Origin of the sequence: Enterobacter cloacae complex sp. ESBL7, from assembly GCF_041679625.1 — a bacterium.
In the GTDB taxonomy this organism is placed as follows: domain Bacteria; phylum Pseudomonadota; class Gammaproteobacteria; order Enterobacterales; family Enterobacteriaceae; genus Enterobacter; species Enterobacter asburiae_B.
The window spans coordinates 1-23,577 of the sequence record NZ_JBGORN010000012.1; the positions used below are offsets into that span (position 1 = coordinate 1).

The 23,577-nt window shown below is 54.5% G+C and carries 22 protein-coding genes; 14 read left to right on the forward strand and 8 right to left on the reverse strand.

What is annotated here, in order from left to right:
- The first annotated feature begins 505 nt into the window (after positions 1-505).
- Together ACERY3_RS22485 and mdtD are read left to right on the forward strand one after the other, a co-directional pair.
- On the forward strand, positions 506-1,213 hold the full coding sequence (locus ACERY3_RS22485; RefSeq protein WP_033144369.1) for a FadR/GntR family transcriptional regulator: 708 nt from the start codon (positions 506-508) through the stop codon (positions 1,211-1,213).
- Positions 1,210-2,643, forward strand: a complete 1,434-nt coding sequence (gene mdtD, locus ACERY3_RS22490) for a multidrug transporter subunit MdtD (protein ID WP_033144368.1) — start codon at positions 1,210-1,212, stop codon at positions 2,641-2,643. Before ACERY3_RS22485 ends, mdtD begins: the two co-directional genes overlap by 4 nt.
- On the opposite strand, the gene rbsR is transcribed toward mdtD, so the two are convergent.
- The 7 genes from rbsR to kup all read right to left on the reverse strand — a co-directional run bounded on the left by rbsR (position 2,609) and on the right by kup (position 10,527).
- Positions 2,609-3,601 (reverse strand): ribose operon transcriptional repressor RbsR, encoded by a 993-nt coding sequence (rbsR, locus tag ACERY3_RS22495; RefSeq protein ID WP_073001901.1) that lies wholly within the window; start codon positions 3,599-3,601, stop codon positions 2,609-2,611. The two genes, mdtD and rbsR, sit on opposite strands and share 35 nt — an antisense overlap.
- Before the next feature lie 3 nt (positions 3,602-3,604).
- On the reverse strand, positions 3,605-4,534 hold the full coding sequence (rbsK, locus tag ACERY3_RS22500; RefSeq protein WP_319877288.1) for a ribokinase: 930 nt from the start codon (positions 4,532-4,534) through the stop codon (positions 3,605-3,607).
- Positions 4,535-4,640: 106 nt separating this feature from the next.
- Entirely contained in the window at positions 4,641-5,531 is an 891-nt protein-coding gene (gene rbsB, locus ACERY3_RS22505) for a ribose ABC transporter substrate-binding protein RbsB (RefSeq protein WP_010426610.1), read from the reverse strand.
- 27 nt (positions 5,532-5,558) lie between these two features.
- Entirely contained in the window at positions 5,559-6,524 is a 966-nt protein-coding gene (rbsC, locus tag ACERY3_RS22510; protein WP_006808742.1) for a ribose ABC transporter permease, read from the reverse strand.
- A gap of 4 nt (positions 6,525-6,528) precedes the next feature.
- On the reverse strand, positions 6,529-8,034 hold the full coding sequence (gene rbsA, locus ACERY3_RS22515) for a ribose ABC transporter ATP-binding protein RbsA (protein WP_373226573.1): 1,506 nt from the start codon (positions 8,032-8,034) through the stop codon (positions 6,529-6,531).
- Between the two features lie 7 nt (positions 8,035-8,041).
- Positions 8,042-8,461, reverse strand: coding sequence for a D-ribose pyranase (gene rbsD, locus ACERY3_RS22520; RefSeq protein WP_032662094.1), 420 nt, complete (start codon positions 8,459-8,461; stop codon positions 8,042-8,044).
- A gap of 197 nt (positions 8,462-8,658) precedes the next feature.
- Positions 8,659-10,527 (reverse strand): low affinity potassium transporter Kup, encoded by a 1,869-nt coding sequence (kup, locus tag ACERY3_RS22525; RefSeq protein WP_023309781.1) that lies wholly within the window; start codon positions 10,525-10,527, stop codon positions 8,659-8,661.
- A 222-nt stretch (positions 10,528-10,749) separates the two neighbouring features.
- Between kup and ravA the strand changes: the two genes are divergently transcribed.
- Together ravA and viaA are read left to right on the forward strand one after the other, a co-directional pair.
- The gene (gene ravA / locus ACERY3_RS22530; RefSeq protein WP_058842015.1) at positions 10,750-12,246 is read left to right on the forward strand and encodes an ATPase RavA; all 1,497 of its coding nucleotides are present in this window, start codon (positions 10,750-10,752) and stop codon (positions 12,244-12,246) included.
- On the forward strand, positions 12,240-13,691 hold the full coding sequence (gene viaA, locus ACERY3_RS22535; RefSeq protein ID WP_058842016.1) for an ATPase RavA stimulator ViaA: 1,452 nt from the start codon (positions 12,240-12,242) through the stop codon (positions 13,689-13,691). The genes ravA and viaA overlap by 7 nt, the downstream gene beginning before the upstream one ends.
- Here viaA and asnA read toward each other — a convergent pair whose 3' ends face one another.
- Positions 13,692-14,684 (reverse strand): aspartate--ammonia ligase, encoded by a 993-nt coding sequence (gene asnA / locus ACERY3_RS22540; RefSeq protein ID WP_045888253.1) that lies wholly within the window; start codon positions 14,682-14,684, stop codon positions 13,692-13,694. It lies immediately after the preceding gene.
- 151 nt (positions 14,685-14,835) lie between these two features.
- Here asnA and asnC point away from each other — a divergent pair, with 151 nt between their 5' ends.
- The 10 genes from asnC (at position 14,836) to atpA (ending at position 23,559) form a co-directional block, all read left to right on the forward strand.
- A complete protein-coding gene (gene asnC, locus ACERY3_RS22545) occupies positions 14,836-15,294 on the forward strand; it encodes a transcriptional regulator AsnC (RefSeq protein WP_023333916.1) in 459 nt (152 codons plus the stop codon).
- A gap of 90 nt (positions 15,295-15,384) precedes the next feature.
- Entirely contained in the window at positions 15,385-15,834 is a 450-nt protein-coding gene (mioC, locus tag ACERY3_RS22550) for an FMN-binding protein MioC (protein ID WP_023309786.1), read from the forward strand.
- Positions 15,835-16,208: 374 nt separating this feature from the next.
- Positions 16,209-18,098: a tRNA uridine-5-carboxymethylaminomethyl(34) synthesis enzyme MnmG gene (mnmG, locus tag ACERY3_RS22555; RefSeq protein ID WP_014072433.1), complete on the forward strand. Its 1,890-nt coding sequence runs from the start codon at positions 16,209-16,211 to the stop codon at positions 18,096-18,098.
- 106 nt (positions 18,099-18,204) lie between these two features.
- Positions 18,205-18,828 carry a 16S rRNA (guanine(527)-N(7))-methyltransferase RsmG gene (gene rsmG, locus ACERY3_RS22560; protein WP_023309787.1) on the forward strand — a complete coding sequence of 208 codons (624 nt, stop codon included), beginning with the start codon at positions 18,205-18,207 and terminating at the stop codon, positions 18,826-18,828.
- 616 nt (positions 18,829-19,444) lie between these two features.
- On the forward strand, positions 19,445-19,825 hold the full coding sequence (gene atpI / locus ACERY3_RS22565; RefSeq protein ID WP_008500194.1) for a F0F1 ATP synthase subunit I: 381 nt from the start codon (positions 19,445-19,447) through the stop codon (positions 19,823-19,825).
- A gap of 8 nt (positions 19,826-19,833) precedes the next feature.
- Positions 19,834-20,649 (forward strand): F0F1 ATP synthase subunit A, encoded by an 816-nt coding sequence (atpB, locus tag ACERY3_RS22570; protein ID WP_023309789.1) that lies wholly within the window; start codon positions 19,834-19,836, stop codon positions 20,647-20,649.
- Between the two features lie 49 nt (positions 20,650-20,698).
- Positions 20,699-20,938: a F0F1 ATP synthase subunit C gene (gene atpE, locus ACERY3_RS22575; RefSeq protein ID WP_000429386.1), complete on the forward strand. Its 240-nt coding sequence runs from the start codon at positions 20,699-20,701 to the stop codon at positions 20,936-20,938.
- A gap of 48 nt (positions 20,939-20,986) precedes the next feature.
- On the forward strand, positions 20,987-21,457 hold the full coding sequence (gene atpF, locus ACERY3_RS22580) for a F0F1 ATP synthase subunit B (protein WP_014072436.1): 471 nt from the start codon (positions 20,987-20,989) through the stop codon (positions 21,455-21,457).
- Between the two features lie 14 nt (positions 21,458-21,471).
- Complete coding sequence (gene atpH / locus ACERY3_RS22585; protein ID WP_023309790.1) at positions 21,472-22,005, forward strand: F0F1 ATP synthase subunit delta; 534 nt, start codon at positions 21,472-21,474, stop codon at positions 22,003-22,005.
- 12 nt (positions 22,006-22,017) lie between these two features.
- On the forward strand, positions 22,018-23,559 hold the full coding sequence (atpA, locus tag ACERY3_RS22590) for a F0F1 ATP synthase subunit alpha (protein ID WP_006808751.1): 1,542 nt from the start codon (positions 22,018-22,020) through the stop codon (positions 23,557-23,559).
- Positions 23,560-23,577 lie beyond the last annotated feature (18 nt).

A 23,577-nucleotide genomic window follows, 5' to 3' on the forward strand; every position in this document is an offset into this window, starting at 1 on the left:
TTAGGCCTGCCGCCAGCGTTCAATCTGAGCCATGATCAAACTCTTCAATTTAAGTTTGATGCTCGTGAATTAAACTTCGTAATGAATTACGTATGTTCACTCAGAGACTTGGTATTCATTTTTCGTCCGAGGACGTTAAGAATCCATGTCACTTTGAGTGCCCACACAGATTGTCTGATAAATTGTTAAAGAGCAGTGCCGCTTCGCTTTTCGCAGCGGCGCGGGGTGTGCATATTACGCTTTCCCGCTTCAGAGTCAAGTGATTAATTTCGCTTTTCTCTGCTGACCCGGCGGCGTGTGTGCCGTTGTTCCGTGTCAGTGGAGGCGCATTATAGGGAGTTATTCCGACGTGACAAGAGGAAATTTAAAAAAAGTTTCCATCCGCGTTTTTTTTCACCAACAGAGGTGAAATCAAGCTACAAATTGTTCTATTTGATGTATCTGCAACCACAATCACATTCGAGGTGGCATAATTATCAGCATGAATCTTTAAGGAATAAAAGCGATGCCATTAAGCGCACAACAGCTGGCCGCCCAAAAAAACCTGTCGTACGTGCTGGCAGAAAAGCTGGCTCAGCGGATTTTAGCGGGTAAATATCCCCCGGGTAGCATCCTGCCGGGTGAAATGGAGCTGGGTGAGCAGTTTGGGGTGAGCCGTACCGCCGTGCGCGAAGCGGTGAAAACCCTAACGGCAAAAGGTATGGTGCTTCCACGCCCTCGCATTGGCACGCGCGTGATGCCACAGAGTAACTGGAATTTTCTCGATCAGGAGCTGCTCTCCTGGTGGATGACGGAAGATAACTTTCATCAGGTCGTCGATCACTTTCTGGTGATGCGCAGCAGCCTTGAACCTCAGGCATGCCTGCTTGCCGCCACGCTAGGAACAGCAGAGCAGAAAGCGCAGCTTAACGCATTGATGGAAGAGATGGTGTTCCTGAAAAAACACTTCAACCGCGAACGCTGGGTTGAGGTCGATATGGCCTGGCATGAACACATCTATATGATGAGCGCCAATCCGTTCCTCACCTCTTTTGCCTCTTTATTTCATTCGGTGTATCACACCTACTTTACCTCTATTACACAAAACGAAGTGGTAAAACTGGATTTGCACCAGGCGATAGTTGATGCCATCCAGGAAAGCGACGGGCAGCGAGCCCTGAGTGCGTGCCAGGCATTGCTGGCCGCGCCAACCCACCAGCAGGTAAATAAATGACAACGAAAAAAGCGCGCAGCATGGCCGGATTGCCGTGGATTGCAGCCATGGCGTTTTTTATGCAGGCACTGGATGCCACCATCCTCAACACAGCGCTTCCCGCTATAGCGCAAAGCCTTAACCGCTCCCCGCTGGCGATGCAGTCCGCCATCATCAGCTACACCCTGACGGTCGCAATGTTAATTCCGGTCAGCGGCTGGCTGGCCGACCGCTTTGGCACCCGCAGAGTTTTCATGCTGGCCGTAACGCTCTTTACGCTCGGTTCGCTGGCCTGTGCGCTCTCCTCATCCTTAACGGAGCTGGTTATCTTCCGCGTATTGCAGGGCATTGGCGGCGCGATGATGATGCCGGTGGCGCGCCTTGCTTTGCTGCGGGCCTACCCCAGGAGCGAACTGCTTCCCGTACTCAACTTCGTCACCATGCCGGGCCTGGTTGGCCCGATTCTTGGCCCGGTACTCGGTGGCGTGTTTGTCACCTGGGCAAGCTGGCACTGGATCTTCCTGATTAATATTCCAATTGGCGTTGCGGGGCTGCTGTATGCCCGCAAATATATGCCGAACTTCACCACGCCAAGGCGCAGCTTCGATATGGGCGGCTTTTTCCTGTTTGGCCTGAGCCTGGTGTTATTCTCCAGCGGGATGGAGCTGTTTGGCGAGAAGATCGTCGCGACGTGGTTAGCACTCTCCGTTATCCTCGGCGGTATTCTGTTATTCCTTCTTTATATACGTCACGCGCGCCGTCACCCGACGCCGTTAATCTCCCTGGGGCTCTTTAACACCCGAACGTTTTCCGTAGGGATTGCTGGGAACATTGCGTCTCGTCTGGGGACGGGTTGCGTACCGTTCCTGATGCCATTGATGCTGCAGGTGGGTTTCGGCTACCCGGCCCTGATTGCTGGCTGCATGATGGCGCCCACGGCAATGGGCTCGATTCTGGCAAAATCAACCGTGACACAAGTGCTGCGCTGGTTTGGCTATCGTAAGACGCTGGTTGGCGTGACGGTCTTTATCGGTCTGATGATTGCGCAGTTCTCGCTGCAATCCGCCGCGTTACCCGTCTGGATGCTGATCCTGCCGCTGTTTGTGTTGGGCATGGCGATGTCGACGCAGTTCACGTCGATGAACACCATCACCCTCGCCGACCTGACTGACGAGAACGCCAGCAGCGGCAACAGCGTGCTGGCGGTAACGCAACAGCTGTCGATCAGTTTAGGGGTTGCCGTGAGTGCAGCGGTGCTGAGGTTTTATGAGGGTTTTGACAGCGCGAATACCGTTGAGCAGTTCCACTATACCTTTATCACCATGGGCGCACTTACCGTGGTATCGGCGCTGGTCTTTATGCTGTTAAAACCAAAAGACGGCCGAAACCTGATTAAAGAGCGTCACAAAGAGAAAGCTAAACCGAACCGCGTTCCATCAGAACAGGAGTAAGCTGCAGCCGTTGCTGTTGCAGCGTGGGCTGCGCCATACGGTGGATCAACACATCGATGGCCAGCTCGCCCAGTTCATCCTTCGGCTGATGAATAGTGGTCAGCGGCGGCGTCATGTAGCTGGCCAGTTCGATATCGTCATAGCCAATCACCGCCATATCGTCCGGCACGCGTAGCCCCGCCTGATACAACGCCTGATAGGCACCAAACGCCATCGCGTCGTTACCAATAAAGACCGCCTGCGGACGCGGCTTTTGCGTTAGCAGTTTCTGCATTGCCTCGAAGCCGCCGTTAAACTCAAAGTCGCCTGTGATCCGGTAGCCATCAGGAATGGCAAGCCCCGCTCGTTCCATGGCGGAAAGATACCCTTCCAGACGCAAACGCGCCGGAGTTTTATCCAGCGGCCCCGTAATACAGGCAATGCGAGTGTGTCCTTTATCAATCAGGTACTGAGTCGCCATATCGCCGCCCAGCAGGGAGTTATCCTGAATGAGATCGCTGGTTCCGTCGAACGGCGCCCAGTCCATCATCACGGTGGGAATCGAAGGATAACGCTGGATGATCTCTTTCGAGGGCTGGTGCGTTTCGGTGCAGAGCAGCAGTAGCCCGTCGACGCGTTTTTGCATCAGCGTTTCCAGGTTACGATTCATGCGCTGCTCGTCTCCCTCGGTATTGCACAGCACCAGGCTGTAGCCACGCTCGAAGCAGCTGCGCTCCACGCCGCGAACCAGTTCTGAATAAAAGGGGTTGGTACTGGCGGTGATCAGCATACCGATGGTGCGCGTCTGGTTGAGCTTAAGACTGCGCGCCAGCGCAGACGGCGCATAGTTGAGTTCTTTTACCGCAGCTTCAACTTTCTCCCGAATCGCCTCGCTGACGAAGCGATCGTTGTTTATAACGTGAGAGACCGTCGAGGTAGAAACGCCCGCCATGCGGGCGACATCTTTCATTGTGGCCAAGCGTTACCCCTGCTGACTTAAGAATTCATCTATCTCTTTACGCCACGGAACGGAAGGCTGGGCGCCTTTGCGCGTCACCGCAATCGCGGCAGCAGCGTGTGCGAAGCGAATAGCGTCATCCATTCTCTTGCCTTCCAGCAGCGCGGTGACCAGTGCACCGTTGAAGGTATCTCCCGCTGCGATGGTATCAATCGCTTTGACCTTAAAGCCCGGCACGCGACGGCCTTCGCCATTGACGCTTGCCCACACCCCACGGCTACCAAGGGTGATAATCACGGTACCGATGCCCTTATCATGCAGTGCACGCGCGGCTCGCGCGGCATCGTCATCATTTTCTACGCGAATGCCCGTCAGCTTTTCGGCTTCGGTTTCGTTCGGCGTAATGATGTCCACCAGCGCCAGTAGCTCGTCTGATAATACACGGGCCGGGGCCGGGTTAAGTACGACAGTGGTATGATTTTCATGCGCAATTTTCGCGGCGGCCAGCACGCTTTCAACCGGTGACTCCAGTTGCATGAGCAGGGCTTCCGCTCCGGCGATGATGGCACGTTGCGCTTCCACGCGCTCCGTCGTCAGCGCAGCGTTAGCCCCCGCATGAATACCGATGACATTCTCACCTTCAGCGTTGACGAAAATCAGCGCCACGCCGGTCGATTCCCCTGTAACCACGCTGACCGGTGCGATATCAATGTTGTCGCTCGCCAGCTGTTTGCGTACTCGCTCACCGGTATCGTCATCACCCGTGCAGGCGATAAACGCAATATTCGCCCCGCTGCGACCGGCGGCGACGGCCTGGTTGGCACCTTTACCGCCAAATGCTACCTGATACTGGTTACCCGTGACGGTTTCGCCCGGTGCAGGGAACGATTCAAGGTTAAGAATGTGATCGGCATTGATACTGCCAAGGACGACGAGGTTGCCTGCGGTTTTCATGGTTGGGTTGTCCATCTGAGAGCGCCACCGGTGTTACCCGGTGGCGTATGCCACACTTTTCTTTATTGGTGTCCCTCAGGCAGCCAGCGACTGCCTGATTCGCCTTTTACTGCTTGATGACCAGCTTCAGGTCAACTGGGTATTTAGCCTGAACTTTTTCGCCCTTCAGCACTTTGTCGGCAGTTTCAACGCCAGTGGCGCCAATCTGCTCAGGCAGCTGAGCGATGGTCGCAGCCAGTTTGCCATCGTTTACTGCTTTTTCACCATCCGGTGTGCCGTCAAATCCGACAACCATCACATCAGATTTACCTGCGGTCTGCAGGGCACGCAGCGCGCCCAGCGCCATTTCGTCGTTCTGCGCGAATACCGCCTGCACGTCAGGGTGCGCGGTCAGCAGGTTCTGCATAACGTTCAGACCTTTAGTACGATCGAAGTCGGCCGGCTGGCTGGCCAGCACGTTAAATTTGTGCGCAGCCACAGCCTGCTGGAAGCCTTCACCACGCTCGCGGGCTGCGGACGTACCGGCAATCCCCTGCAGTTCGATAACTTTCGCGCCTTCGCCGGCTTTCTTCGCGATGTAATCACCCGCGATTTTGCCGCCCAGCACGTTATCAGACGCAATGTGGCTAACAACTTCGCCTTTCGTTGCCTGGCGATCCAGAGTGATCACCGGAATTTTCGCCTGATTTGCCATTTTAACGGCGTTACCGACGGCGTCAGAATCGGTTGGGTTGATCAGCAGAATTTTAGTGCCACGAACGGTTAAGTCCTGAACGTTAGCCAGCTCTTTCGCCGGGTTGTTCTGTGAATCCAGTACCACCAGGTTGTAGCCCAGTTTGTCCGCTTCTTTCTGCGCACCGTCCTTCAGGGAGACGAAGAACGGGTTGTTCAGGGTAGAGACAACCAGCGCGATGGTATCTTTCGCCATGGCGTTAGCACTTACGGTTGCGCTCAGCGCGACAGCAGAAACCAGGGTAGCCAGTTTTTTCATGTTCATATCTAAGATGTCCTGTAGTGTCGTCAGTTACTGTTTTTTGTTGTCTACCAGTACCGCCAGCAAAATCACCACTGCCTTAACGATCATCTGGTAATAGGAGGAAACACCTAACAAATTCAAACCATTATTCAGGAAACCGAGAATCAGTGCGCCGATCAATGTCCCAACAATGCGACCTTTACCGCCCGCAAGACTCGTACCGCCCAGAACCACTGCTGCGATAGCATCCAGCTCATACCCCGTACCCGCCGTCGGCTGCGCAGAAGAGAGGCGCGCCACTTCGATGATACCTGCCAGCGATGCCAGCAGACCGCACAGGGAGTAAACGATAATTTTGACTTTATTAACGCTGATACCGGACAGGCGCGTTGCCGCTTCGTTACCGCCCAGCGCGTAAATATAACGGCCCAGACGGGTGTGGTGCAGCATGTACCACGCCGCCAGGAAGACGATAGCCATGATCCAGACCGGGGTCGGAACACCCAGCGGGCGACCGATACCGAACCAGCCAAACAGATCCGCGTTATCGGTAAAGCCGGTATTAACCGGGCTACCGTTGGTGTATACCATGGTCACACCGCGCAGCAGCAGCATCATCACCAGCGTGGCGATAAACGCCTGAACGCGGCCTTTTGCCACAATCACGCCTGTTACGGCGCCAATCGCCGCGCCTGCCGCCAGGGCAGCGGCCACGGCAACCAGCGCGTTGACTTCAATGCCGACAATCGAAGCGGCGATCGCGCCGGTGAGCGCCAGCAGGGAACCGACGGACAGATCGATACCTGAGGTCAAAATCACCAGCGTCATGCCGACCGCCATAATGGCGTTCACAGACGTCTGCTGCAGAATGTTGAACAGGTTATTAACGGTGAAAAAGTTCGGGCTCATGGTCGATACAATCGCGATCAGCACCAGCAGGGCAATCAGCGATTTTTGTTCCATCAGCCATGCCTTTGTGAAATAGCGGCGACCAGAAACAGCCTGGGTAGTCATCTTCTTACTCCTGATTCACGCGATTAAGCTTGCCCACAGCGGCAGCCATCAGAACTTCCTGGGTGGCCTGCTCGCGAGTGAATTCACCGCCGAGATGCCCTTCATGCATGACGATAATGCGATCGCTCATGCCTAATACTTCTGGCATCTCGGAAGAGACCAGAATGATGCTCAGACCGTCGGCCTTGAACTGGTTAATCAGCTGATAGATCTCTTTCTTCGCGCCCACGTCTACGCCGCGGGTTGGCTCGTCGAGGATTAACACTTTCGGGCGCGTCATCAGCCCGCGCGCAATCGCCACTTTCTGCTGATTACCGCCGGACAACAGGCCAATCGCCTGCTCCATCGACGGGGTTTTGACGTTAAAGAGGCGGATAAAATCGCTGACCGCCTGCTGCTCATCTTTATGCTTCAGACTACCGCCGCTATGGCTGAAATAGCGCAGCGCGGTCAGGGACATGTTCTCTTTAACCGACATCCCCAGCACCAGGCCGTCGCGTTTGCGGTCTTCGGAGATATAAACGATGCCGTTCGCCAGACCATCCTGCGGAGAGCGGGTGACCACTTCATGACCGTCGAGGGTGACATAACCGCTGGTGCGCGGCAGTGCGCCGTACAACACTTTCATCAGCTCGGTACGTCCGGCACCCATCAGTCCCGCCACGCCCAGGATCTCGCCCTGGCGCAGGGTAAAGGTCACGTCGTTCACACCCGGACCGCAGAGGTTGTCCACCTTCAGGCGGATCTCACCCGGCGCTTTCTCCAGATGCGGATACTGATCTTCGAGCTTGCGTCCCACCATCATTTCGATGAGCGTATCTTCGGTCAGCGTGGCGACTTCGCGCTCGGCAATAAACTGCCCGTCGCGGAAAACGGTGACGTCATCGCAGATTTCGAAGATCTCTTTCATGCGGTGAGAGATATAGACAATCCCGCGCCCCTGCGACTTCAGCTCGCGGATCACGCGGAACAGGGATTCCGTTTCGGTATCGGTCAGGGCGTCGGTCGGTTCATCCATAATGATGACCTTCGACTCAAAGCTCAGCACCTTCGCGATTTCCACCATCTGCTGATCGCCAATGGACAGATCGCCTACCAGGCGATCGCTCTTAAAGCGCAGGTTCAGCTTCGCCAGCAGCTTGTCCGCTTCGGCGTACATGGTTTTCCAGTCGATTTTGCCGAACCGGTTAACAAACTCGCGGCCGAGGAAGATGTTTTCCGCAATGGTGAGCTGAGGAATGAGGTTCAGCTCCTGGTGAATAATACCGATACCCGCTTCCTGAGAGGTTTTTGGGCCATTGAAGGTGGTCTCTTTACCCAGCCAGACGAGTGAACCGGCATCGCGTTGGTAGATACCGGTCAGCACTTTCATCATGGTGGATTTGCCGGCACCGTTTTCGCCCACCAGCGCCATCACGCGCCCGGGGTAGACATTCAGCGCCGCGCCGGAGAGGGCTTTTACGCCCGGGAACGACTTATCGATCCCTTTGAGTTGCAGTAATGCGTCCATGATGGCCTCAGAAGGTGACGCCAGCACAGAGAATGATATTCGCATACGGGGAACACTCCCCGCTGCGAATCACCGCCTGACTGTCTGCGGTTTGTTGTTTGAACTGTTCGTGCGTCGTGTAACGAATTTCTATGGTGTTTCCCTGGTGTTGTTGCAGTTGCTCAATATGGCTGAGCAACGTTTCGTGGAGTTGCGGATTATGTTGTTTGATTTCCGCCGCGAGAATGGCCGCCTCAACCTGCATCTCCGCGGTCACCACATCCAGTACCTGCATAAACGAGGGTACACCCTGCGTTAACGCCATATCGATACGGGTTGTGCTGCGCGGAACCGGTAAGCCTGCATCGCAAACCACCAGCGTATCGGTATGCCCAAGACGGGAAATAACCGATGAGATTTCTGAGTTGAGTACCGTGCCTTTCTTCATTTTCTTGCTCCACTAGCGAAACGTTTCGCTGACATCAGTTTAATCTCAAGAATGTTCAGAAAACCATCATGACGTAACAGATTTGTGATCGGCGTCGAAACGTTTCGCTAAGTGAAATGCAGAGACAATTATTGTGGGTTGGCGGGGGATTTGGTAGGCCGGGTAAGCGAAGCGCCACCCGGCATTTTCAGAAGGGATTAGATCTCGACCTGCGTCCCCAGCTCAATCACGCGGTTAGGCGGGATCTCAAACTGGTCAGGCGCGCGCAGGGCGTTACGCTGCAGGATGAGGTACAGCTTGCCGCGCAGGCGCAGATACCACGGGCGCTTGCCGATGATCAGCGACTCGTGCGACATAAAGAACGACGTCTCCATCATCCGGCAGCTCAGTCCTTCCAGGCCGCAGCGGTGGAACACCTCTTCCACGTTTGGCGTTTCGCGCCAGCCGTAGCTTGCCACCACGCGCCAGAAGGTCGGCGACAGCTGCTCGATCTGCACGCGACGGACGTTATGAACATACGGCGCATCTTCGGTGCGCAGCGTCAGCAGGATCACCCGCTCGTGCAGCACTTTGTTGTGCTTGAGGTTATGCATCAGCGCGAACGGAATGACGTTCAGCGCGCGAGACATATATACCGCAGTACCCGGCACGCGGACCGGCGGGGATTTCTCCAGAGAAGCGATCATCGCCTCCAGAGAATTGCCGTGCTCGTGCATGCGGCGCAGCAGGCGGAAACGCTCGCTTTTCCAGGTGGTCATGACGATGAACATCACCAGACCCAGCGTCAGCGGCAGCCAGCCACCGGAGACAATTTTATCGAGGTTCGCAGAGAACAGCGGCACGTCGATACACAGGAAGCCCACCAGAATCATCGCCACGAGGAATTTATTCCAGTGCCAGTTTCGGTACGCCACCGTGGTGGAGAGAAGCGATGTCAGCACCATCGTACCGGTTACCGCAATACCGTACGCCGCCGCCAGGTTACTGGAGTGCTCAAAGCTGACGATAACAATAACAACAGCGAAATAGAGGAGCCAGTTAACGAACGGGATGTAGATCTGGCCCGACTCCATCTCTGAGGTATGGATGATGCGCATCGGTGACAGATACCCCAGACGCACGGCCTGGCGCGTCAGAGAAAACACGCCGGAAATCACCGCCTGGGAGGCAATGACGGTCGCCAGCGTCGCCAGGATCAGCATCGGCACCAGCGCCCAGTCAGGCGCCAGCAGGAAGAACGGGTTCTTGATCGCTTCCGGGTTTTTAAGCAACAGCGCGCCCTGACCGAAATAGTTCAGCACCAGCGACGGCAGCACCACAATAAACCATGCCACGCGGATAGGCAGTTTCCCGAAGTGGCCCATGTCAGCATACAGCGCTTCCACACCGGTGATGGAGAGCACGACGGCCCCCAGCGCCACGAAGGAAACCACTTTGTATTCGAGGAAGAAATGCACCGCCCAGTAAGGGTTCAGCGCATGCAGCACTTCCGGGTTCGCGATAATGCTGCGTAAACCAAGCGCCGCCAGGATCAGGAACCAGGCCAGCATAATCGGCGCGAACAGTTTGCCCACCAGCCCTGTACCGTGCTTCTGGATCATGAACAGCAGCGTCAGGACAATAATTGCCAGCGGAACCACCCATGAATCGAGCTGCGGAGCGATAATCTCCAGCCCCTCAATCGCCGACAGCACCGAGATAGCCGGCGTTATCACCACTTCCCCGTAGAAGAAACTGCCGCCAATCAGGCCGATAATGACCAGCACCGAGGTCATCCTGGCCGAGGTATTCCGCCCGGCAAGAGACATCAGGGTCAGGATCCCACCTTCACCTGCGTTATCAGCACGCATAACGAAGGAGAGATATTTAACGGAAACCACCAGGATCAGCAGCCAGAAAATGAGGGACAGGAAGCCAAATACGGCATCGCGTTCAACACCAAAACCAAACTGGCCGGACAGACATTCACGAAGCGTATAAAGCGGGCTGGTGCCGATATCACCGTAGACAACCCCGATCGCCGCAAGCGTTATTGCGGGTAATGATTGCTTATTATCAGTGCTCATAGACTAGTCTTTTCGTTTAAATAACAAATGTGTTCCCGGTCCCTTGGCCCACAAAAAGCGCACAGTATGCACGATTCATTGCAAAATCGTACCCCTAAATGCAACCGCATTAATGTAGCGCAAAGAAAATTGCGCCGCACTTCAGTCTATTACCAGCCCTGACTGAAACGTCTATACTCGCTTCAATTGGCCGCCACGACGGCGAAAGGATGCAAAACTATTATGGCTCACTCACATTTATTAGCAGAAAGAATTTCCCGCCTCAGCAGCGCGCTGGAGAAAGGCCTTTTCGAGCGTAGCCACGCCATCCGCCTCTGTTTACTGGCGGCGTTGAGCGGTGAGAGCGTGTTTTTGCTGGGACCGCCGGGCATTGCCAAAAGCCTGATTGCCCGCAGGCTGAAATTTGCTTTTCAGAACGCCCGCGCCTTCGAATATCTCATGACCCGGTTTTCCACCCCAGAAGAAGTTTTTGGTCCGCTCTCCATTCAGGCATTGAAAGATGAGGGGCGCTATCAGCGTCTGACAGAAGGGTATCTTCCGGAGGCTGAGATTGTTTTTCTCGATGAGATCTGGAAAGCGGGGCCGGCTATTCTGAACACCCTGCTCACGGCGATAAACGAACGTCGGTTCCGTAACGGCGCCAGTGAAGAGAAAATCCCGATGCGCCTGCTGGTGGCCGCCTCTAACGAACTGCCTGAAGCCGACAGCAGTCTGGAAGCGCTGTATGACCGTATGCTTATCCGCCTGTGGCTGGACAAAGTGCAGGATAAATCCAACTTCCGCTCCATGCTGGTCAGCCAGCAGGATGAAAGTGAAAACCCGGTATCCGCTTCGCTGCAGATAACGGATGAGGAGTATCACCAGTGGCAGCAGGATATCGGCAAAATCAAACTGCCAGACGCCGTCTTCGAGCTGATCTATCTCCTGCGCCAGCAGCTTGATCTCATTCCTTCAGCGCCCTATGTCTCCGATCGCCGCTGGAAAAAAGCGATCCGCCTGCTGCAGGCCAGCGCCCTGTTCAGCGGGCGTGACGCCGTTGCGCCAATTGACCTGATCCTGCTCAAAGACTGCCTCTGGCATGATGCAGAAGGCATGAACCTGATGCAGCAGCAGCTTGACGTTTTGATGACCGGGCACGCCTGGGGGCAGCAGGCGATGCTCAACCAGCTGGGGGCGATTGCCCAGCGGCGCATCCAGCTCCAGCAGCAGCAAAGCGATAAAACCGCGCTGAAAGTGAATCGCCTTGGGGGCATGTTCGCCCGCAAACCGCACTACGAGCTTCCCGCGGACCTGACCGGCGCAACGCTAACGCTGCTGCTCCAGCAGCCGCTTAAACTGCATGATATGCAGGTGGTGCACATTACGATTGAGCGCGAGGCGCTGGCGCAGTGGCTGGATAAGGGCGGAGAGATCCGAGGAAAACTCAACGGCATTGGTTTCGCGCAGCCGCTGAATATGGAAGTGGACAGCAGCCAGCACCTGGTGATCCGCGACGTCAGCCTCCAGGGCTCGCGTCTTGCGCTTCCGGGCACCGCCTCTGACAGCGTCCCCGAAGAGATTAAGCAGCAGCTGGAAGCGCTGGATACCGAATGGCATCAGCAGCACACCCGCTTTAGCGAGCAGCAAAAATGCCTCTTTATTCATAGCGACTGGCTAGGTCGCATCGAAGCCAGCCTGCAGGACGTCAGCGCGCAGATCAAACAGGCGCGTCAATGCTAACGCTGGATACGCTTAACGTCATGCTGGCCGTCAGCGAGGAGGGGTTGATCGAAGAAGTGGTCATTACCCTTCTGGCGTCGCCGCAGCTGGCGGCGTTTTTTGAAAAATTTCCAAAGCTTAAAAAGGCGATGACGGACGATCTTCCGCGCTGGCGCGATAACCTTCGCCAGCGGTTTAAGGAGACGGAAGTCCCGCCTGAATTGACGGAGGAGGTCGCCAGCTATCAGCAGTGCCAACGGCTGTCGACACCGCAGTTTATCGTCCAGCTGCCGCAAACCCTTACGCTGCTTGATAAAGTCCACTCTCCGTTTGCCAGCCAGGCGCGGGCGCTGGTTACGGATAACGCCACTTTTACCCCGGCGCTGCATACCCTGTTCCTACAGCGCTGGCGCCTCAGCCTGGTGGTTCAGGCCACAACGCTGAACCAGCAGCTGCTGGACGAAGAGCGTGAACAGCTGCTCAGTGAAGTTCAGGAACGGATGACGCTGAGCGGCCAGCTAGAACAGGTGCTGGTGGAGAATGAAAACGCCGCAGGACGTCTCTGGGATATGAGCGCAGGTCAGCTCCGGCGCGGGGATTATCAGCTGATCGTCAAATACGGCGATTTTCTGGCGCAGCAGCCCGAGCTGATGAAGCTTGCTGAACAGCTGGGTCGCTCAAGGGAGGCAAAGTCGGTCCCAAAGAAAGATGCCCCGATGGAAACCTTCCGCACCCTGGTGCGCGAACCGGCTACCGTGCCGGAGCAGGTCGACGGGCTCCAGCAGAGCGATGACATTTTACGCCTGCTGCCCACGGAACTGAGCACGCTGGGGATGACCGAGCTGGAGTATGAGTTCTATCGTCGGCTGGTGGAAAAACAGCTTCTCACCTACCGACTGCACGGCGAAGCCTGGCGTGAGAAAGTCAGCCAACGGCCGGTCGTCCATCAGGATTTTGATGAACAGCCGCGCGGGCCATTCATTGTTTGCGTGGATACGTCCGGTTCGATGGGCGGGTTTAACGAGCAGTGCGCGAAGGCGTTCTGTCTGGCACTGATGCGCGTGGCGCTGGCCGATCGTCGTCGCTGCTTCATCATGCTCTTCTCCAGCGAGGTGGTGGGCTATGAGCTGACGAATCAGCAGGGTATCGAGCAGGCAATCCGCTTCCTGAGCCAGCGCTTTCGCGGCGGCACGGATCTGGCCAGCTGCTTTCGCAGCATTGTGGAGCGTATGCAGGGAGGCGACTGGTACGACGCTGACGCGGTGGTGATTTCCGATTTTATTGCCCAGCGGCTGCCGGATGACGTGGTGAATAAGGTGAAGGAGTTACAGCGGGTGCACCAGCACCGATTTCATGCGGTGGCGATGTCAGCCCATGGAAAACCCGGCATCATGCGCATCTTCGATCATATCTGGCGCTTTGATACCGGGCTGCGTAGCCGCCTGCTCAGACGCTGGCAGCGTTAATTACAGAAGAGAACCGACGCTTTCACGTACCTGCTGCGGCCAGACGCCACACTGAACCTGACCGATATGGGGTAATTGCAGCAGCAGCATGGTCAGACGGGACTGGCCGATACCACCGCCGATAGTCTGAGGCATTTCACCGCGCAGCAGCGCCTGGTGCCACTCGAGTTTGAGACGATCTTCATCGCCGGTGACCGCCAGCTGGCGCTTCAGCGCGTCAGCATCCACGCGGATCCCCATAGAAGAGAGCTCGAAGGCGTCTTCCAGTACCGGGTTCCACACCAGAATATCGCCGTTCAGCCCGGCAAATTCGCCCTCACCCGCCGTACTCCAGTCATCATAATCCGGCGCGCGAACGTCGTGGCGTTTGCCATCAGACAGTTTGCCGCCGATACCGATCAGGAACACAGCACCTAATTCTTTGGCGATCGCACGCTCGCGGCCTTTAGCATCGAGATCCGGGAAGCGGCTCAGCAGCGCCTGGCTGTGAACAAAGTGGATCGTATCCGGCAGGAACGGCGCCAGACCAAACTCTTTGCTCACGGCCGCTTCGGTTGCTTTGATCCCGGCGTAGATCGCCTCAACGGTGGATTTCAGCGTGCCGACGTGACGTTCACCATCACCCATTACGCGCTCCCAGTCCCACTGGTCAACGTAAACGGAATGAATCGGTGAAAGGCGATCTTCATCGGGACGAAGGGCTTTCATGTGCGTGTAGAGCCCTTCGCCCGCGCTGAAGTCGTGTTGTCCCAGGGTTTGACGCTTCCACTTCGCCAGGGAATGAACCACTTCGAACTGAGCGTCTGGCAGTGTTTTCACTTTCACCTGTACCGCTTTTTCGCATCCAGAGAGGTTATCCTGCGTCCCGTCACCCACGCGGCTCAGAATCGGCGCCTGAACTTCAATAAGGCCAAGCTTCTCTTCCAGCTGGCGGGAAAAATGGGATTTTACGAAACTGATCTGGCGTTGTTTTGCGATGTAAGCGGTTTTCATTATTTATACTCCTGCGTCCTGTTGATATTGATTAAGCAACAGAAACGGCACCGTATTCAATAACTCATCAACAAAAAGCCACCTTCACTTTTGATTCGATAAAATTAAACGCTAGAATAGAGTGATTCATTAATCTTCATAAGAAAAAGCTATGGAAAATTATCAGATCGACAATCTCGACCGCGGCATCCTGGAGGCGTTAATGGCCAATGCCCGTACCGCCTACGCCGAGCTGGCGAAACAGTTTGGCGTCAGCCCGGGGACCATTCACGTTCGCGTAGAGAAAATGAAACAGGCGGGGATCATTACCGGCGCACGCATTGACGTCAGTCCTAAACATCTCGGTTACGACGTCTGCTGCTTCATCGGCATCATTCTTAAAAGCGCCAAAGACTACCCTTCCGCCCTGGCGAAGCTGAACGCGCTGGATGAAGTCACCGAGGCGTATTACACCACCGGGCATTACAGCATCTTTATTAAAGTCATGTGCCGATCCATCGACGCCCTCCAGCAGGTACTTATCAACAAGATCCAAACAATCGATGAAATTCAGTCCACCGAGACGCTGATCTCCCTGCAAAACCCGATCATGCGTACCATCCGCCCGTGATCGGGCAAATTCATTCCCACATTTTCCACAGGTAGATCCCAGCTCGTTCACAGCGTACAATGGCCGTCTCTTTATCTGGGCGAGCGATCAATGGCGGACATTACCCTTATCAGCGGCAGCACCCTTGGTGGTGCGGAATACGTAGCGGAACACCTGGCTGAAAAGCTGGAAGATGCGGGCTTTTCTACTGAAACCCTGCACGGTCCGTTGCTTGAAGATCTCCCGACTGACGGGGTCTGGCTGCTGATCACCTCCACGCACGGCGCGGGCGATCTGCCGGATAACCTGCAACCTTTATATGACGAACTGCTGGAACAGCAGCCCGACCTGTCAAACGTCCGTTTTGGCGCGGTGGGGATCGGCAGTCGTGAATATGACACCTTTTGCGGGGCAATAGAGAAAGTTGAAGCCGCTGTTACCTCTTGTGGAGCAAAACAGCTGGGTGAAACGCTCAAGATCAACATCCTCGATCATGACATTCCGGAGGATCCAGCTGAGATCTGGCTCGCGGAATGGAAAAATTTACTCAAAAACGATTAAAGATCGCGCGAACAGATGTGGATAACTCTGGTTAAAAGCTCGTATTAACCCGTAGTTATCCAAAGAACAACTGTTGTTTTGTTTTTGACCTGTGCATAAAGTCGCGATCTGATCCCAGCTTATACTGTCCAGGATCACCGATCATTCACAGCAAACGATCCTTTCTAACTGCATGATCTTCTTTGTGAGATCGGACTTATCCACACAGGTTCGCGATCCTAATAAGAGATCACAATAGAACAGATCTCTAAATAAAAAGATCTTCTTTTTAATAGCCCAGGATCCCAATGCTTTCTCGAAAGACTAAAGTTGAGTAGAATCCACGGCCCGGGCTTCAATCCATTTTCATACCGCTTTACGCGAGGCAGACCACCATGTTTTATCAGGATCCTTTTGACGTCATCATCATTGGCGGGGGTCATGCAGGCACTGAGGCCGCAATGGCCGCAGCGCGTATGGGTCAGCAGACCCTGCTTTTGACACACAATATCGACACGCTGGGACAAATGTCCTGTAATCCGGCGATTGGCGGCATTGGGAAAGGACACCTGGTAAAAGAAGTGGATGCACTTGGCGGCCTGATGGCGAAAGCGATCGATCATGCTGGCATCCAGTTTAGGATACTAAACGCGAGTAAAGGTCCCGCTGTGCGTGCGACCCGAGCTCAGGCAGACCGCGTGCTTTACCGTCAGGCTGTACGCACCGCGCTGGAGAACCAGCCGAACCTGATGATCTTCCAGCAGGCGGTTGAAGATCTTATCGTTGAGAACGATCGCGTTGTGGGTGCCGTGACCCAGATGGGCCTCAAATTCCGCGCGAAAGCCGTGGTGCTGACCGTGGGCACCTTCCTGGACGGTAAAATTCATATCGGTCTGGATAACTACAGCGGTGGCCGTGCCGGCGATCCGCCGTCTATTCCACTGTCTCGCCGTCTGCGTGAACTGCCGCTGCGCGTCAGCCGCCTGAAAACCGGCACGCCGCCGCGTATTGATGCGCGCACCATTGATTTCAGCGTGCTGGCGCAACAGCACGGTGATAACCCCATGCCGGTGTTCTCGTTCATGGGCAATGCGGCACAGCATCCTCAGCAGGTACCGTGCTACATCACGCATACCAACGAGAAAACCCATGACGTGATCCGCAATAACCTCGATCGCAGCCCTATGTATGCTGGCGTGATCGAAGGGATCGGCCCACGCTACTGTCCGTCGATCGAAGACAAAGTGATGCGCTTCGCCGATCGTAACCAGCACCAGATCTTCCTGGAGCCGGAAGGACTAACCTCAAACGAAATTTACCCGAACGGCATCTCCACCAGCCTGCCGTTCGATGTACAGATGCAAATTGTTCGCTCAATGCAGGGGATGGAGAATGCGAAAATCGTTCGTCCCGGCTACGCTATTGAGTACGATTTCTTCGATCCGCGCGACCTGAAGCCAACCCTGGAAAGCAAATTCATCCACGGTCTGTTCTTCGCGGGGCAGATTAACGGCACTACCGGCTACGAAGAAGCGGCTGCACAGGGCCTGCTTGCCGGTCTGAACGCCGCACGCTTCTCTGCTGAGAAAGAGGGCTGGGCACCAGGCCGTTCTCAGGCGTATCTGGGCGTGCTGGTTGACGATCTCTGCACGCTGGGTACCAAAGAGCCGTACCGTATGTTTACCTCTCGCGCGGAATATCGCCTGATGCTGCGTGAAGATAACGCCGACCTGCGTCTGACCGAAATGGGCCGCGAGCTGGGTCTGGTCGATGACGAGCGCTGGGCGCGCTTCAACGAAAAGCTGGAGCGCATTGAACAGGAACGTCAGCGCCTGAAAACCACCTGGGTGAATCCGCAGGCGGAAACCGCTGCCGAAGTAAACGCTCACTTAACCGCGCCGCTGTCGCGCGAAGCCAGCGGGGAAGATCTGCTGCGCCGTCCTGAAGTCACCTACGAGAACCTGGTCAAACTGACCGCGTTCGCGCCTGGCCTGGAAGACGCTGAAGCGGCAGAGCAGGTTGAGATCCAGGTGAAGTACGAAGGTTACATCGCGCGTCAGCAGGATGAGATCGAAAAACAGCAGCGTAACGAAAACACGCTGCTGCCGGAAATGCTGGACTACCGCCAGGTGACGGGCCTTTCCAACGAAGTGATCGCCAAGCTGAACGATCACAAACCGGTATCGATCGGCCAGGCATCCCGTATCTCCGGCGTCACGCCTGCGGCGATTTCCATTCTGCTGGTCTGGCTGAAAAAGCAGGGCATGCTGCGCCGCAGCGCATAATGCCAGAACATTGCCCGGTGGTGCTGCGCTTACCGGGCCTGATGAACCCGTAGGGCGGGTAAGCGAAGCGCCACCCGCCATCTAAGTTTTCCAACAGGTATTCACCGTGCTCAACAAACTCTCTCGTCTGCTGGATCAGGCAGGTATTTCGCTCACCGATCACCAGAAAAATCAGCTGGTGGCCTATGTCGATATGCTGAACAAATGGAACAAAGCGTACAACCTGACCTCAGTACGTGACCCCAACGAGATGCTGGTACGCCATATTCTCGATAGCATCGTGGTCGCCCCCTGGCTGAAAGGTGAGCGTTTTATCGACGTGGGGACGGGACCAGGTTTACCGGGCGTTCCGCTGTCGATTGTTCGCCCTGAGAGCCACTTCACGCTACTGGACAGCCTCGGCAAGCGCGTGCGCTTTTTACGTCAGGTACAGCATGAGCTGAAGCTTGAGAACATCACGCCCGTGCAGAGCAGGGTAGAGGAGTTCCCGGCAGAGCCGCCGTTTGACGGGGTTATCAGCCGCGCGTTTGCTTCACTCAATGACATGGTGAGCTGGTGTAAGCACTTGCCTGCAGAGAATGGCCGCTTTTATGCGCTGAAAGGGCAGTTGCCAGGCGATGAAATTGAACAGCTCCCGGACGGTTTTGCTGTTGAATCCATCGAGAAATTACACATTCCTCAGCTCGATGGGGAGCGTCATCTGGTGATAATTAAGCCAAACAATTTTTAAAAAATTAATAAAAAATGTGGAATTTGTGCTGTTCTTCGCATGTTAAAAAACAGCACAAAGACAGAGGATTTACCGTCGGGCTTTTAACCTCTTTTTCACTAAGGTTTTTCTTATGGTTAACCTGGCGACTTTTATTCACCGAGAAGATAGTCATCTGTGAAAATATAAGTCTGCTAAAAGTGGAAGGCAGTAACCAGAACGCAATGTTAATTATTTATTAAGAATGTCAATAAAACGTTTTTATTGTGTACTGGGCTGTTTTGAAAATAGTTACGACATTTTGCGTTTAATTTCATAAAGATAAATTTGCGCGATTTGCGCCTTTGATAAATACAACCTTATCGCAAATGTGTGTTTTGTGATCTCGTGCACGCTTTATCGCCAACGTTTTCGCGCTGTTTGCAGTTTTGGTCGAAGGTTGACGCTTTCAGCGAAAGTTAAAAAATATCGGTGGGGAAAAATATTTAAACATTTATTCACCTTTTCGCTACTTAATGTTTGAAATCACGGGTGCGCACCGTATAATTTGACCGCTTTTTGATGCTTGACTCTGAGCCTTAAAGGACGTTTTATACGACACGCGGCATACCTCGAAGGGAGCAGGAGTAAAAACGTGATGTCTGTGTCGCTCTTGAGTAGAAACGTTGCTCGTAAGCTTCTGTTCATTCAGTTTCTGGCTGTGATAGCAAGTGGACTGCTGTTTAGCCTCAAAGACCCCTTCTGGGGCATCTCCGCCGTGTGCGGGGGTTTGGCGGTTGTGCTGCCAAACGTGTTGTTTATGATTTTTGCCTGGCGTCATCAGGCGCATACACCTGCCAAAGGCCGCGTGGCCTGGTCCTTCGCCCTCGGCGAAGTGTGTAAGGTGTTGCTGACCTTTGCTCTACTGGTGATGGCGCTGGCGGTTTTGAAAGTGGTCTTCATGCCGCTGATAGCAACGTGGGTTTTGGTGCTGGTGGTACAAGTTCTGGCTCCAGCTGTAATCAATAACAAAGGGTAAAAGGCATCATGGCTTCAGAAAATATGACGCCGCAGGATTACATAGGTCACCATCTGAATAACCTTCAGCTGGACCTGCGTACATTCTCGCTGGTGGATCCACATAACCCCCCGGCCACCTTCTGGACGATCAACATCGACTCCATGTTCTTCTCGGTGGTTTTGGGTCTTCTGTTCCTGGCCATGTTCCGCGGTGTTGCTAAACGAGCGACCAGCGGTGTACCAGGGAAATTCCAGACCTTCATCGAAATGATCATCGGCTTCGTCCATGGCAGCGTCAAAGACATGTACCATGGTAAGAGCAAGCTGATTGCTCCGCTGGCCCTGACCGTGTTCGTTTGGGTCTTCCTGATGAACCTGATGGACCTGCTGCCAATCGATCTGCTGCCGTTTATCGGCGAGCACATCTTCGGCCTGCCTGCGCTGCGTGTTGTACCGTCTGCGGACGTGAACATCACCCTGTCGATGGCGCTGGGCGTATTTATCCTGATTCTTTTCTACAGCATCAAAATGAAAGGCGTAAGCGGCTTTGTGAAAGAGCTTACCTTGCAGCCGTTCAACCACTGGGCGTTTATTCCGGTCAACCTGATCCTGGAAGGCGTTAGCCTGCTGTCCAAACCTGTTTCACTGGGTCTGCGACTGTTCGGCAACATGTATGCGGGTGAGCTGATTTTCATTCTGATCGCGGGTCTTCTGCCGTGGTGGTCACAGTGGATTCTGAATGTGCCATGGGCCATTTTCCACATCCTGATCATTACGCTGCAAGCCTTTATCTTCATGGTTCTGACGATCGTCTATCTGTCGATGGCGTCTGAAGAGCACTGATTTTTTACCAACACTACTACGTTTTAATTGAAACAAACTGGAGACTGTCATGGAAAACCTGAATATGGATCTGCTGTACATGGCTGCCGCTGTGATGATGGGTCTGGCGGCTATCGGTGCTGCGATCGGTATCGGCATCCTCGGGGGCAAATTCCTGGAAGGCGCAGCGCGTCAACCTGATCTGATTCCTCTGCTGCGTACTCAGTTCTTTATCGTTATGGGTCTGGTGGATGCTATCCCAATGATCGCTGTAGGTCTGGGTCTGTACGTGATGTTTGCTGTCGCGTAGTAGTAGTTTTAAAACCCTAAGCCACAGAAATTAAAGAGGTATTGTGCTGTGAACATGAACGCAACAATCCTCGGCCAGGCCATCGCGTTTATTCTCTTTGTCTGGTTCTGCATGAAGTATGTATGGCCGCCTTTAATGGCTGCCATCGAAAAACGTCAGAAAGAAATTGCTGACGGTCTGGCTTCCGCAGAACGCGCTAAGAAAGATTTGGACCTTGCACAGGCCAACGCGACAGACCAGCTGAAAAAAGCGAAAGCTGAAGCTCAGGTAATCATTGAACAGGCTAACAAACGCCGTTCTCAGATCCTGGACGAAGCCAAAGCTGAAGCAGAACAGGAACGTACTAAGATCGTGACACAGGCTCAGGCAGAAATTGATGCTGAGCGTAAACGTGCTCGTGAAGAACTGCGTAAGCAGGTTGCGATTCTGGCTGTTGCTGGCGCCGAGAAGATCATCGAACGTTCCGTGGATGAAGCTGCTAACAGCGACATCGTGGACAAACTTGTCGCTGAACTGTAAGGAGGGAGGGGCTGATGTCTGAATTTGTTACGGTAGCTCGCCCCTACGCCAAAGCAGCTTTTGACTTTGCTGTCGAACACCAAAATGTCGATCGCTGGCAGGATATGCTGGCGTTTGCCGCTGAGGTGACGAAAAACGAACAAATGGCTGAGTTGCTTTCCGGTGCGTTAGCACCTGAAACTCTTGCCGCGTCGTTTATCGCCGTGTGCGGAGAGCAACTGGATGCCAACGGCCAGAACCTGATTAAGGTGATGGCAGAAAATGGTCGTCTCCGTGTGCTCCCGGATGTTCTCGAGCAGTTTGAGCACTTACGTGCCCTTAGTGAAGCAACCGCTGAAGTCGAAGTGACTTCTGCGACTGAACTGAGTAATGAACAGCTTGCGAAAATCACCGCCGCGATGGAAAAACGTCTGTCACGCAAAGTTAAGCTGAATTGCAAAATCGATAAGTCTGTAATGGCAGGCGTAATCATCCGTTCGGGTGATATGGTCATTGATGGCAGCGTACGCGGCCGTCTTGAACGCCTTGCAGACGTCTTGCAGTCTTAAGGGGACTGGAGCATGCAACTGAATTCCACCGAAATCAGCGAACTGATCAAGCAGCGCATTGCTCAGTTCAGTGTTGTGAGTGAAGCTCACAACGAAGGTACTATTGTTTCTGTAAGTGACGGTGTTATCCGCATCCACGGCCTGGCCGATTGTATGCAGGGTGAGATGATTTCCCTGCCGGGTAACCGTTACGCTATCGCACTGAACCTGGAGCGCGACTCCGTAGGTGCAGTTGTGATGGGTCCATACGCTGACCTCGCCGAAGGCATGAAGGTTAAGTGTACTGGCCGTATTCTGGAAGTGCCGGTTGGCCGTGGCCTGCTGGGTCGCGTTGTTAACACCCTGGGTGCGCCAATCGACGGTAAAGGTCCGGTTGAGCACGATGGCTTCTCCCCAATCGAAGTTATCGCACCAGGCGTTATCGACCGTCAGTCCGTAGATCAGCCTGTTCAGACAGGTTATAAGTCCGTTGATGCCATGATCCCAATCGGTCGTGGTCAGCGTGAACTGATCATCGGTGACCGTCAGACCGGTAAAACCGCGATGGCTATCGACGCCATCATCAACCAGCGTGACTCCGGCATCAAATGTGTGTACGTGGCTATCGGCCAGAAAGCGTCCACCATTTCCAACGTGGTTCGTAAACTGGAAGAGCACGGCGCACTGTCTAACACCATCGTTGTGGTAGCAACTGCGTCTGAATCTGCTGCACTGCAATACCTGGCGCCATATGCCGGTTGCGCAATGGGCGAATACTTCCGTGACCGCGGTGAAGATGCGTTGATCGTATACGATGACCTGTCTAAACAGGCTGTTGCTTATCGTCAGGTTTCCCTGCTGCTCCGTCGTCCACCTGGACGTGAAGCGTTCCCTGGCGACGTATTCTACCTCCACTCTCGTCTGCTGGAGCGTGCTTCCCGTGTTAACGCGGAATACGTCGAGAACTTCACCAAAGGTGAAGTGAAGGGTAAAACGGGCTCTCTGACCGCTCTGCCGATCATTGAAACCCAGGCGGGTGACGTTTCTGCGTTCGTTCCGACCAACGTAATCTCCATTACCGATGGTCAGATCTTCCTGGAAACCAACCTGTTTAACTCCGGTATCCGTCCGGCGGTTAACCCGGGTATCTCCGTATCCCGTGTTGGTGGTGCTGCTCAGACCAAGATCATCAAGAAACTGTCCGGTGGTATCCGTACCGCGCTGGCACAGTATCGTGAACTGGCTGCGTTCTCTCAGTTCGCATCCGATCTGGACGAAGCAACCCGTAAACAACTGAGCCACGGTCAGAAAGTGACCGAGCTGCTGAAGCAGAAACAGTACGCACCAATGTCTGTTGCTCAGCAGGGCCTGGTACTGTTCGCGGCAGAACGCGGTTACCTCGAAGATGTGGAACTGGCGAAAATCGGTAGCTTCGAAGCCGCTCTGCTGGCTTACGTCGACCGTGATCACGCTCCGCTGATGCAAGAGATCAACCAGACCGGTGGCTATAACGACGAAATCGAAGGCAAGCTGAAAGCTATCCTCGATTCCTTCAAAGCAACCCAATCCTGGTAATCGTCCGGCGGCTTGTCT